Source organism: Streptomyces sp. NPDC041122, assembly GCF_055592445.1.
Genome location: NZ_JBVIYQ010000005.1, coordinates 286,740 through 298,831, shown reverse-complemented (window position 1 = coordinate 298,831; position 12,092 = coordinate 286,740). Strand labels below are relative to the sequence as shown.

The following is a 12,092-nucleotide window of genomic DNA, read 5'->3' as shown; positions in this document are numbered from 1 at the left end:
CTCCCGCGGGGCCGACACCGCGGGCCTCATCCCCGTGCACCACGGCACCATCCCGAAGGAGAAAGACAGATGACCACCCGCAGCCGTCTCCGCCGCCGAGCGGCCACCCCGGGAGGCCCCCGATGAGGGTGCTGCTGATCGGAGCCAACGGATACCTCGGCCGGTTCGTCGCCGACCGGCTGCTCGCCGACCCGGCCGTGCAGCTCACCGCCCTGGGCCGCGGCGACGACTCGGACGTACGGTTCGACCTCGCCAGCGGCAGCCCCGGCGCGCTGACCCGCTTCCTCGACGCCGTCCACCCGGGCGTCGTCGTCAACTGCGCGGGCGCCACCCGCGGCGGTGCCCGCGAACTGACCCGGCACAACACCGTCGCCGTCGCCACCATCTGCGAGGCGCTGCGCCGCAGCAGCTGCGGGGCCCGCCTCGTGCAGCTCGGCTGCGGCGCCGAGTACGGGCCGAGCCAGCCGGGGTCCTCGACCGCCGAGGACGCGGTGCCGCGCCCCGGCGGGCCCTACGGCGTGAGCAAGCTGGCCGCCACCGAGCTGGTGCTCGGCTCCGGGCTCGACGCCGTCGTCCTGCGGGTCTTCTCGCCCGCCGGGCCCGGCACCCCCGCCGGATCCCCGCTCGGCCGGCTCGCCGAGGCCATGCGGCGCGCGATGCAGGCCGGGGACGGCGAGCTCAAGCTCGGTGGGCTCGGAGTGCAGCGCGACTTCGTCGACGTACGCGACGTGGCGCGCGCCGTGCACGCCGCCTCGCTCTCCGCCGCCCAGGGGATCGTCAACATCGGCGCAGGACGCGCGGTGCGGCTGCGCGACGCGGCCGCCGTGCTGGCCCGCGTCGCGGGGTACGGCGGCGCGCTGCACGAACTCGACCAGGTGCCCGTGCGCGCGGCCATCGGTCACCCGCGCGGCGAGGACGGGCACGGCGCCCCGGCCGCCGCGTACCCCTACCCCGACGGCTGCGGCAGCTGGCAGCAGGCCGACGTCCGCACCGCGCGCGACCGGCTCGGCTGGCGGCCCCGCATCAACCTGGAGGAGTCGCTCGCCGACATCTGGATGGAGGCCGCATGCCGCATCTGACCAGGTCCACGACGGGCGCCGCGAGCACCGAGGTACGCGTCGGCTTCGGCGTCCCCGGCTTCGCCCACCCGCTCGTCGCCCCCGTCGAGTGGTCCGAGCTCACCCGCCCCGGCACCCCTTTGAAGTGGGTCGTCCTGAATGTCGCCGACGGTCCGGGCGAGCGGCCCGACCCGCACTGCCTGGAGGCGGCGGGCCGGCTGCGCAACGCCGGCGTCCGGGTCCTCGGCCACCTCGACACGACGTACGGCGCCCGCTCCTTCGGGGAGCTGGTCTCCGACGCGCACCGCTACCACGACTGGTACCGGGTCGACGGCTTCCTCCTGGACCGCTGCCCCACCGAACGGGCCGCGCTGCCGGAGGTGCGCAGGACGGTGGCGACGCTGCGCGCGCTCGTCGACGACGCGCACATCGTGCTCGGCCACGGCACCCATCCGTACCCCGGATACGCCGAGTCGGGCGACCAGTTGGTGACCTTCGCCGGGGCGTGGAGCGACTACCGCTGGTCCCAGGTGGCCGAGTGGACCGCCGACTATCCGCCCGAGCGCTTCTGCCACCTGGTGCACGGCATGCCGCGCGGCCACCTCGACGAGGCGCTGCGCATCGCCCGCTGGCAGGGCGCGTCGACGATCTACTTCACCGACCGCGGGGAGGGCGGCGGCCACGGCGATCCCTGGGAGTCGCTGCCCGGCTACTGGGACGAGATCGTCTCGCGGGTCGGGACGGGTATCTCGGAATGAAAAAGGGCGTGGCAGTGTTACAGGCAGAACAACCGTTCCGAACAACCGACCAACGGAGCCCCCGTGTCGCTGCCACCCCTGGTCGAGCCCGCCGCAGAGCTCACCGTCGACGAGGTCCGCAGGTACTCCCGCCACCTGATCATCCCCGACGTCGGGATGGACGGGCAGAAGCGGCTGAAGAACGCCAAGGTGCTGTGTGTCGGCGCCGGCGGCCTCGGGTCCCCGGCCCTGATGTACCTGGCCGCGGCCGGTGTCGGCACGCTCGGCATCGTCGAGTTCGACGAGGTCGACGAGTCCAATCTGCAGCGCCAGATCATCCACAGCCAGGCCGACATCGGCCGCTCCAAGGCGGAGTCCGCGAAGGACTCGGTCCTCGGCATCAACCCGTACGTGAACGTGATCCTCCACGAAGAGCGGCTCGAGGCCGACAACGTGATGGACATCTTCGCCCAGTACGACCTGATCGTCGACGGCACGGACAACTTCGCCACCCGTTACCTGGTCAACGACGCGTGCGTGCTCCTCAACAAGCCGTACGTGTGGGGATCCATCTACCGCTTCGACGGCCAGGCGTCCGTCTTCTGGAGCGAGCACGGCCCGTGCTACCGCTGCCTCTACCCGGAGCCCCCGCCCCCCGGCATGGTCCCGTCCTGCGCCGAGGGCGGCGTGCTCGGCGTGCTGTGCGCGTCGATCGGCTCCATCCAGGTCACCGAGGCGATCAAGGTCCTCACGGGCACGGGTGAGCCGCTGGTCGGCCGCCTGATGATCTACGACGCCCTGGAGATGCAGTACCGCCAGGTCAAGGTCCGCAAGGACCCCGACTGCGCGGTCTGCGGCGAGAACGCCACCGTCACCGAGCTCATCGACTACGAGGCCTTCTGCGGCGTCGTCTCCGAGGAGGCCCAGGAGGCGGCGGCCGGTTCGACGATCACTCCCAAGCAGCTCAAGGAGTGGATCGACGGCGACGAGAAGATCGAGATCATCGACGTCCGCGAGCCGAACGAGTACGAGATCGTCTCGATCCCCGGCGCCAAGCTGATCCCGAAGAACGAGTTCCTCATGGGCACCGCCCTCCAGGACCTCCCGCAGGACAAGAAGATCGTCTTGCATTGCAAGACGGGTGTCCGGTCCGCGGAAGTCCTGGCCGTGCTGAAGTCGGCGGGCTTTGCCGACGCGGTGCACGTGGGCGGCGGCGTGATCGGCTGGGTCAACCAGATCGAGCCCGACAAGCCGGTCTACTAGGCGTAGGGCCTGAACGGTCCATAAGGGGGCCCGCACCAATGTGGTGCGGGCCCCCTTTTTCGCCTCAAGGGCGCGTCCTCAAACGCCGGACGGGCCGACACGGCTCACGAGGAGCAGACCTTGCCGTCCTTCGGGGGCGTGCCCTCCAGCAGATACGTGTTGATCGCGCCGTCCACGCAGTCGCTGCCGTTGCCGTACGCCCCGTGGCCCTCGCCCTTCCAGGTCAGGTGGACGCCGACGTCCTTGCCGAGCTCGTCCGCCATCTTGCGGGCGCCCTCGTACGGGGTGGCCGGGTCGCCGGTGTTGCCGACGACGAGGATCGGGGCGGCGCCGGGCGCGCTCACCTCGGGGGAGTCGGAAAGCCCGGGGACCGGCCACTCGTGGCACCAGCCCGCCGTGTCCCAGCCGAGGAACTCCCCGAAGACCGGCGAGATCTCCCGGAACCGGCCCAGCCGCTTCTTCGCCTCCTCCGGCGTGGTCCGCTCCTTCGCGTCCCGGCAGGAGATCGCCCGCTGCGAGTGGCTCTGCGTGCTGTAGTGCCCGGACGCGTCGCGTTCGTTGTAGGCGTCGGCGAGCTGGAGCAGCGGCGAACCGTCGCCCTTGTCCGCCGCCTCCAGCGCGCGGGTCAGCGTGGGCCAGGTCTGTTTGCTGTACAGCGTGATGAGGATGCCGGTGCTCGCCAGGGACTCGGTCAGCCTGCGGTCGCCCGAGGCGCGCATCGGCTCGGCGTCCAGGCGCCGGAAGAGCTTCGCTATTTTCGCCGTGCCCGCCTTCGGGTCCTGGCCGCGGGAGCGGAAGTAGTTGTCGAGGGCGCGCTGGAAGCCCTTCGCCTGGTTCTCCGCGTGGCCGGTCGAGTCCGCGCTCGGGTCGACGACCGCGTCGAACGTGAGACGGCCGACCCGGCGGGGGAACAAGTGGGCGTACGTCCCGCCGAGTTCGGTGCCGTACGAGATCCCGAAGTAGTGCAGCTTGGCGTCGCCGAGGACCTGGCGCATGACGTCCATGTCGCGGGCCGCCTCGACCGTCGAGACGTGCCCGATGAGCTTCTTCGCGTCCCGCGCGCAGCCCGCGCCGAAGTCCGCCGCGTCCTTGAAGTACGCCCGCTCCTCGGCCGCCGTGTCCGGCGTGAGGTCGACCTTCTTCTCGGCGGCCTGTGTCGCGCGGTCGTCCCGGCAGTGCACGCCGCCGCTCGCCGCTACCCCGCGCGGGTCGAAGCTGACCAGGTCGTACCGCTCGCGCAGCTTGGTGTACGAGTCGGCGAAGGAGGGCAGCCCGGAGACGCCGGAGCCGCCCGGGCCGCCGAAGTTGAAGAGGAGGGAGCCGATGCGGTCGCCCTTGCCGGTGCTCCTGGCGCGGATCAGGGCGATCCCGATCGTCTCGCCGTCCGGCTTCGCGTAGTCCAGCGGGACCTTGAGCGTGGAGCACTGCCACTGGGCGCCCGGCGCGCTGCCGCCCTCGGGCGCCTTGCAGCCCTTCCAGTCCAGCTTCTGGGCGGTCAGCGACTCCGGCAGGGTCGAGGAGGGGTCGGGCTTCGGGCGAGGGGCGCCCGACGAGGGGCCCTTGTCGTCGCTCCCGTCGTCGGACGAGCTGCAGCCGGCGGCCAGCCCCGCCACGAGCACTGCTGCGGCGGCCAGGGCCGTGGACCGTACGAAACGCTGCATGGACGCGCTTCCCCCCTCGGAAAGACAGTCCGGCCATAGTAGGCGGGGCCACCGACAACGGCCCGGGGGCCCGCCGGGGAGCCGGCGGGCGGCAGGCCTCCGGGGCCGGCTCCGGTCAGGAGCAGACCGTGTCCGCCTTCGGGACCGTCCCCGCCAGCAGGTAGCCGTCGACGGCGTCGCGCACGCAGGCGTCCTTGCTGTCGTACGCGCCGTGCCCCTGGCCCTTGTACGTCATCTCGACGCCGACGCCCTTGCCGAGCGCCTGCGCCATCTTGTGCGCCCCCTCGTACGGCGTGGCCGGGTCGCCGGTGTTGCCGATGACGACGATGGGCGGCGCGCCCTCGGCGCTCACGTCGGGGTGGTCGGCCTGGCCGTCGACGGCCCAGTCGGTGCAGCTGACCATGCCCCACGCCAGGTAGTCGCCGAACAGCGGCGACGCCTTGCGGAACTCGGGGAGCTTCTCCGCCACGTACCGCGGGGTGTAACGCGCCTTGTCGTCCGCACAGTTGATCGAGACGTTGGCCGACTGGATGTTGCTGTACTGACCGTCCTCGTTGCGCCCGTTCATGGAGTCGGACAGGGCCATGAGGATCTTGCCGTCGCCGTCGTAGGCCTCGTCGAGGCCCTGGGTGAGGTAGGGCCAGAAGTCCTTGGAGTACAGGGCCTGCGCGATGCCGTTGGTGGCGGCGGTCTGCGTCAGTTCACGGGGCGGCAGGCCGCGGATCGGCTTGCGGTCCAGGTCCTTCAGAAGCTTCGCGATCTTCTCCTTGACCTGCTGTTCGGTGTCTCCGACGGGGCAGTCGTCCGCCTGTGACGTGCAGTCCTTCGCGAAGTTGTCGAGCGCCAGCTGGAAGCCCCGGGCCTGGCCGAGCGAGCCTTGTTCGGCGTTCTCGGTGGGGTCGACGACCGCGTCGAACACGGCACGCCCCACCCTCTTGGGGAACAAGTGTGCGTAGACGCCGCCGAGTTCGGTGCCGTACGAGATCCCGAAGTAGTGCAGCTTGTCGTCGCCCAGGACCTGGCGCATCAGATCCATGTCGCGGGCCGCGTCGGTGGTGCGCACGTGCGGGAGGGTCGAACCGGCGTTCTTCTCGCAGCCGCCGTTGAAGGACTTCACGTTCTCGACGAGCTTCTTCTTCTCGCTCTCGTCGTCGGGCGTGGCGTCCTGCTGGAAGTACGTGTCGAGCTGCTCGTCGTCCTCACAGCGGATGCCCGCGCTGCGGCCGACGCCGCGCGGGTCGAAGCTCACCAGGTCGTAGCGGGTGCGCAGCTTGGCGTAGTCCTCGCCGAAGGCGGGCAGCGTGGTGACGCCCGAGCCGCCGGGGCCGCCGAAGTTGAAGACGAGGGAGCCGATGCGCTTGTTCTTGTCGCCGCTCGTGGCCGCCTTGATCAGCGCGATGTCGATGGTGTCGCCCTTCGGCTTCGACCAGTCGAGGGGGGCCTTCATGGTGGCGCACTGCCACTCGGCGCCGCCCGGCAGCGGGGACGGGGCGCCGCCACCGCCCTCGGCGGCGTCGGGCGCGGGGCAGTCCTTCCAGCTCAGCTTCTGGTTCGGCAGATCCTCGTCCTTGGCGTCGCTGCTGCCGCAGGCCGAGAGCGTGGCGGACAGGAGCAGGGCGGCGGCGGCCAGCGCGGTGACGCGTGGCTGGGACTGTGTGGGCATGTCCCCATCCTGCGGGGGCTCCTGACGGGGCGCTCGGGGCGCGGGCCGTGTGGGTGAGGATCCGGCCACGGAATCCGGCGTCGCGGGGCGGAGTCCGGCGTCGCGTACGGGGGCGTGCCGGACTCCGGTGCGGGCCGGGGCCGGGCGCACCTGAGCCCTCGCGGCCCGGCGCCTCAGCCCTCGGCGAGCTGACGGGCCGCCGCCGTCCCCGTCGCCACGCACGCGGCGACGCCCACGCCCTCGTAAGCGGCCCCGCACAGCGCGATCCCCGGCAGGTCGCCGACCGCCTCGCGGACCCGGGCGATGCGCTCGATGTGGCCGACGCCGTACTGCGGAAGACCGCGTTCCCACCGGCGGACGCGGGCCGCGACCGGCTCCCCGATGGGACCGAGGGCCTCGTGCAGCTCCCGGACCGAGGTGCGGATCAGATGGCGGTCCGGCGGGGCGAGCCGGTGCTCCTCGGCGACCCGGCCGATCGAGGTGCGCAGCAGGAAGAGGCCGGGCGCGGCCTCGCCCTGCCAGCGCCACTTGTTGCTGAGGAACGTGGCGGCCTTGATGGCGCGCCCGTCAACGGCCGGCACCAGGAAGCCGTTGCCCCCGGGCAGCGCGTCCCCGTGCCCGGCGTTGCCCTGCCCGCGGACGAGGGCCTCCGTGCGCGGGAACGCCATGGTCACCACGGCCGTACTGGCGTGCTGGATCGCCCCCAGGTCGGCGTCCGCGAGCGGCGCGTGCGGGCGCAGCAGCTCCGCGGCCTCGTACGCGGGCACGGCGAGCACCACCGCGTCCGCCTCCAGGAGGAGCGGGCCGTCACCGGTGACGGCGAGCACCCGCCACCGCCCCGCGCGGGTGCGCTGCAGTTCACGCGCGCGCGTGCCGGTCAGGATCCGGGCGCCGCTCGCCGCGGCCACGGCGTGCGGAAGGCGGCCGTTGCCGCCGCGCAGGCTGCGTACGGGAGCGGGGACGGGGCGCGGGCCGACGGGCTTCGGGCCGCCCGCGCGCGGGGCGCCGGTCCGGGCCTGCGTCCGCAGCTCCCGCAGCGCGGCGAGCAGCGGCTCACCCCGCTCGGCGACCGCCGCCACGCGCGGGAGCACGGCCCGCAGCGAGAGCCGGTCGGGCCGGCCCGCGTAGACCCCGCCGAGCAGCGGCTCCACGAGCCGGTCCACGGCCTCCTGACCCAGCCGCCGGCCGAGGTACTCGGCGACGGACACGTCGCCGGCCGGCGGCTCGGCGGGCAGCGTCTCGTCGAGGCGCAGCCGGGCCGTCGCCTCGTCCGAGAGCAGCCCGGTGCCGGCCAGCGCCTCGGGGTCGGCGGGGATGCCCATGACGTGGCCGGGCGGCAGCGGGCGCAGCGCGCCGTGCGACCACAGGGTGGTGGGCGCCGGGGCCGGGTCGCACAGGTCGTCGCCGAGGCCGACGTCCTCGGCGAGCCGCACGGCCTCGGGGCGCAGCGCCATCAGGGACTCGGCGCCCTCGTCGACGGGGACGCCCGCGAGGGTGCCGGTGCAGAGCTTGCCGCCGACGGCGGGGGCGCCCTCCAGGACGGTGACCTCCGCGTCGGCGCGCAGCCGCAGGGCCGCCGTCAGTCCGCTGATGCCGCCGCCGACGACGATCACTGAACGCGTCATGCCGCGCTCCCTTCGGTCGGTGCCGGAGAGCCCGGCGCGAGCAGCTCCCGCAGCTCGTCCTGGTGGGGGAAGCTCCCCGGCTCGTACGCGCACCAGGGATCGGCGGCGAGGACCCGCCCCGTCGCCCCGTACGCGCGCGAACGGGAGCCGCCGCACACGGTGTTGAACTCGCAGCGGCCGCAGGCCCCGCCGAGCAGCGCCGGGTCGCGCAGCGTGGTGAAGAGCGCGGAGCCCCGGTAGATGTCGACGAGCGGATGGTGTCCGACGTTGCCGGCCGACAGCGGCAGGAAGCCGCTGGGGTGGACCTCTCCGGTGTGCGAGACGAAGACGAAGCCGCGCCCGGAGCCGACGTCCATGGGCGGCCTGCGCACCGCGCGCCGCTCCCCGTCGTGCAGGCCGAGCGCACGCGCGCGTGCCGTGAGCCGCGCGTACAGGGGGCCGGTCACCGGGGTCTCGCCGTGCCGTTCCAGGATGGTCCGCTGGAGCATCACGCGGCGGAAGTGGTGTCCCTCCGTGGTCTTGGTGGCGAGGACCGCGCCCGTGTCGTACAGGAAGTGCAGGACGTCCTCGACCTCGGCGGGGGTGAGCGCGGCGAGCCGTTCGCCGCGGCCCGTCGGCACCAGCACGAAGCCGCTCCACAGCATCGCGCCCTCGCGGCGCACCAGGGCCGCGATGTCCGCGAGGTCCTCCAGGCTGTCGCGCGTGACGGTGGTGTTGATCTGCACCTTCAGGCCGAGCTCGCGGGCGGTCCGCCAGCCGTCGAGGGTCCACCCGAAGACGCCGTCCACGCCGCGGGACGCGTCGTGCCGCGCGGCCGTGGAGCCGTCGACGCTCAGCGAGAGGGCGACGGCGCCCGCGTCGCGCACCGCCGTGAGGTTCGCCCGGTCCAGCGTCGGCGTGCCCGAGGGGGAGACGGCGACGCGGAGCCCGCGGGAGGTGCCGTACGCGACGAGGTCGGTGAGGTCGGCGCGCTGGAACGGGTCGCCGCCCGTGATGACGAAGAGCGGGCTCGGCCGCCCGAAGGCCGCGATCTGGTCCATCAGGCGCCGGGCGGCGGCGCCGTCCAGCTCGCCGGGGTCCCGCGCGGGCTGCGCCTGCGCCCGGCAGTGCACACAGGCCAGTGGGCACGCGCGCGTGGCCTCCCAGATGACGATGAAGGGGCGCTCGCCGACGTCGTGCCGTGGGCGCCTGACGACGCGGCTCACGACACCCGCTCCCAGCCCCGCTCCGGCTCCCGGTTCGCGAGCTGCCCCGGCTCGCGCCTGCGGTAGACCACGTACGGCCTGAAGAGGTACTTGAAGGGCGCGCTGACGATGTGGGCGAGACGGGAGAAGGGGATCAGCGCGATCAGCGCGAAGCCGAAGACGACGTGCAGCTTGAAGGCGAGGGGTGCGGCGCCCATCAGCGCGTAGTCGGGTTGGAGCGTGAACAGGCCGCGGAACCAGACGGAGACGCCCTCGCGGTAGTTGTAGTCGACCGCTCCGGTGGAGTTGAGGACGGTCGCGGCCAGGCCGAGCAGCAGCGCGCCCAGCAGCACCGTGTACATCAGGTGGTCGCTGCGCAGGGTGGCCTTCCGTACGGCGGGCACGGTCAGCCGCCGGTACACCAGGACGCCGATCCCGCCGGCCGCCGCGAGGCCCGCGACGGCGCCCGTGGAGACGGCAAGCAGGTGGTACGCGTGGTCGCTGATGCCCACCGCGTCGGTCCAGTCGTCCGGGATCAGCAGCCCCACCACGTGGCCGAGCACCACGAACGCCATCCCGAAGTGGAACAGCGGCGAGCCGATGCGCAGCAGCCGCGACTCCCGGAGCTGGGAGGAGTGCGTGGTGAGGCCGAACCGGTCGTATCTGGCCCGCCAGGCGAGCCCCGCGACCAGGAGGGTGACGGCGAGATAGGGCATGACGCCCCACAGGATGAGGTCCATTACGCCGGGGTCCTTTCCCTTCCGGAGCGGGCGGGGAGCGTGGGCCAGGGGAGTTCCACGCCGGGCCCGAAGGGTTCCAGGCCGACGGTCTCGCGGGGCGGCCCGGAGCGGGCCAGCGCCTTGGCCTCGGCGCGCGTGCGGGGGGAGGGCCCGGGCAGCGTTCCGCAGACGGCTTCGAGCACGCGCGCGTACGGGGTGCCGGCGTCGGTGACGGCGAGCCGCAGCAGTTCGAGCCCGGCCCGGTGCTCCTCCAGGAGGGCGGTGCCCGCAGCCTCCTCGCGGGCGGCGAACTCCAGCATCACCGGCAGGAAGTCGGGCAGTTCCGCGGAGGTGAACTCCAGGCCGTGCTCCCGGTACACGCGCTTGACGCGCACCAGGGAGAGCCCGCGGTTGCGGGTGTCGCCGTCCGACCACCAGGTCAGGTACAGACAGCGGCGGTTGCGGGTGTCGAAGACGTCCGTGTAGTGCGCGGCGAGGTCCAGGGGACGGCGCACGCGCGCGTGGGCGACGAATTCCCGCAGCAGGGGGTGGTCGCAGACTTCGTGGAGGTGGTCCAGGTCGGCGTACAGCCGCTCGTCCGGGTACTGCAGGAGCCGTCCGGCGACGAGGCGGACGACGGCGTCGGGGCTCATGCGCTCCTCCGGGTGGGGCTGAGATTGAGCAGGACGCGCGGTTCGCGGGCGGCGGGTGCCGCCTCGCCCACCGGGCAGCCGTCGTCGAGGGGATGGGCGCCGGCGAGGGCGTCCGCGTCGGCCCGCGCGGCGGTCGGGATCACGTACCGGTCCTCGTACTTGGCGACGGCGAGCAGCCGGAACATGTCCCGGAGCTCCTCGCCGGTGAGCCCGACGGCGCCCGCGACGGACTCCTCCGGGGTCTGTCCGAGGTTGAGGGCCCGCATGTAGGAACGCATCGCCGCCATCCGCCGCAGCACCGCGTCGACGGCGAACGCGTCGCCCGCGGTGAGCAGTTCGGCCAGGTACTCGACGGGGATGCGCAGCGAGTCGATCGCTCCGAAGAGGTTGCCCGCGTCCTCCCCGTCGCGGCCCGCGGCGGCGACCGCCTCGACGACGGGGGAGAGCGGCGGCACGTACCAGACCATCGGCATCGTGCGGTACTCCGGATGCAGCGGCAGCGCCACCTGGTACGTCCTGATCAGGTCGTAGACGGGGGAGCGGCGGGCCGCGGCGAGCCACTCGTCGGTGATGCCGGACGCGCGGGCGGCGGCCGCGACCGCCGGGTCGTGCGGGTCGAGGAAGCACTCCAACTGCGCCGGGTAGAGGTCCTGTTCGTCCGCCACGGACGCGGCCTCGGTCACCTTGTCGGCGTCGTACAGCATCACCCCCAGGTAGCGCATGCGCCCGACACAGGTCTCCGAGCAGATGGTCGGCATCCCGGCCTCCACGCGCGGGAAGCAGAACGTGCACTTCTCCGCCTTGCCGGTGGCGTGGTTGAAGTAGACCTTCTTGTACGGGCAGCCGGTGACGCACATCCGCCAGCCGCGGCACTGGTCCTGGTCGACGAGGACGATGCCGTCCTCCTCGCGCTTGTACATCGCCCCCGAAGGGCACGACGAGACGCACGCGGGGTTGAGGCAGTGCTCGCAGACCCGCGGCAGATAGAACATGAAGCTCTGCTCGAACTCGAAGCGGATCTTCTCGCCGACCTCGTCGCGGATCTTCTCCACCAGGGGGTCCCTCGGCGCGTGTTCCGGGGCGCCGCCGAGGTTGTCGTCCCAGTTGGGGCCCCACTCGATGGTGCCGATCGGCTCGCCCGTCACCTGCGAGACCGGCTTGGCGACCGGCATGTCGTCGCCCGCCGGGGCGTCGGTGAGGTTCTTGTACTCGTACGTCCAGGGCTGGTAGTAGTCCGAGAGCTCCGGCAGTTCGGGGTTGGCGAAGATCTGGCCGAGCCGCTTGAGGCGCCCTCCGGCCCGCAGCCGCAGCCGGCCGGACCTGGTCCGCTCCCAGCCGCCCTGCCACCGCTCCTGGTCCTCCCAGCGGCGCGGATAGCCCTGTCCGGGCAGGGTCTCGACGTTGTTGAACCAGACGTACTCGGTGCCCTTGCGGTTCGTCCACGCCTGCTTGCAGGTGACCGAACACGTGTGGCAGCCGATGCACTTGTCGAGGTTCATAACCATGGCGATCTGGGCCATGACGCGCAT

The 12,092-nt window shown here is 72.8% G+C and carries 10 protein-coding genes; 3 read left to right on the top strand and 7 right to left on the bottom strand.

The features are described from left to right. Positions 1-122 precede the first annotated feature (122 nt). The 3 genes from ACZ6B8_RS20190 to moeZ all read left to right on the top strand — a co-directional run bounded on the left by ACZ6B8_RS20190 (position 123) and on the right by moeZ (position 3,058). Positions 123-1,079 (top strand): NAD-dependent epimerase/dehydratase family protein, encoded by a 957-nt coding sequence (locus ACZ6B8_RS20190; protein WP_471079137.1) that lies wholly within the window; start codon positions 123-125, stop codon positions 1,077-1,079. Further along, complete coding sequence (locus tag ACZ6B8_RS20185; RefSeq protein WP_471079140.1) at positions 1,067-1,816, top strand: spherulation-specific family 4 protein; 750 nt, start codon at positions 1,067-1,069, stop codon at positions 1,814-1,816. Before ACZ6B8_RS20190 ends, ACZ6B8_RS20185 begins: the two co-directional genes overlap by 13 nt. Before the next feature lie 63 nt (positions 1,817-1,879). After that, entirely contained in the window at positions 1,880-3,058 is a 1,179-nt protein-coding gene (gene moeZ, locus ACZ6B8_RS20180) for an adenylyltransferase/sulfurtransferase MoeZ (RefSeq protein ID WP_471079143.1), read from the top strand. 104 nt (positions 3,059-3,162) lie between these two features. Here the strand turns inward: moeZ and ACZ6B8_RS20175 are convergent, their stop codons facing one another. The 7 genes from ACZ6B8_RS20175 to narH form a co-directional block, all read right to left on the bottom strand. Then, entirely contained in the window at positions 3,163-4,719 is a 1,557-nt protein-coding gene (locus ACZ6B8_RS20175; RefSeq protein WP_471608061.1) for an alpha/beta hydrolase, read from the bottom strand. A 115-nt stretch (positions 4,720-4,834) separates the two neighbouring features. Next, complete coding sequence (locus ACZ6B8_RS20170; protein WP_471608060.1) at positions 4,835-6,382, bottom strand: alpha/beta hydrolase; 1,548 nt, start codon at positions 6,380-6,382, stop codon at positions 4,835-4,837. Positions 6,383-6,555: 173 nt separating this feature from the next. After that, positions 6,556-8,007 (bottom strand): protoporphyrinogen oxidase, encoded by a 1,452-nt coding sequence (hemG, locus tag ACZ6B8_RS20165; protein WP_471608059.1) that lies wholly within the window; start codon positions 8,005-8,007, stop codon positions 6,556-6,558. Continuing rightward, positions 8,004-9,212: a TIGR04053 family radical SAM/SPASM domain-containing protein gene (locus ACZ6B8_RS20160; protein WP_471608058.1), complete on the bottom strand. Its 1,209-nt coding sequence runs from the start codon at positions 9,210-9,212 to the stop codon at positions 8,004-8,006. Before ACZ6B8_RS20160 ends, hemG begins: the two co-directional genes overlap by 4 nt. Next, positions 9,209-9,931, bottom strand: a complete 723-nt coding sequence (gene narI / locus ACZ6B8_RS20155) for a respiratory nitrate reductase subunit gamma (RefSeq protein WP_471608057.1) — start codon at positions 9,929-9,931, stop codon at positions 9,209-9,211. The genes ACZ6B8_RS20160 and narI overlap by 4 nt, the downstream gene beginning before the upstream one ends. Continuing rightward, entirely contained in the window at positions 9,931-10,563 is a 633-nt protein-coding gene (narJ, locus tag ACZ6B8_RS20150; protein WP_471079162.1) for a nitrate reductase molybdenum cofactor assembly chaperone, read from the bottom strand. The genes narI and narJ overlap by 1 nt, the downstream gene beginning before the upstream one ends. After that, a complete protein-coding gene (narH, locus tag ACZ6B8_RS20145; protein WP_471608056.1) occupies positions 10,560-12,092 on the bottom strand; it encodes a nitrate reductase subunit beta in 1,533 nt (510 codons plus the stop codon). Before narH ends, narJ begins: the two co-directional genes overlap by 4 nt.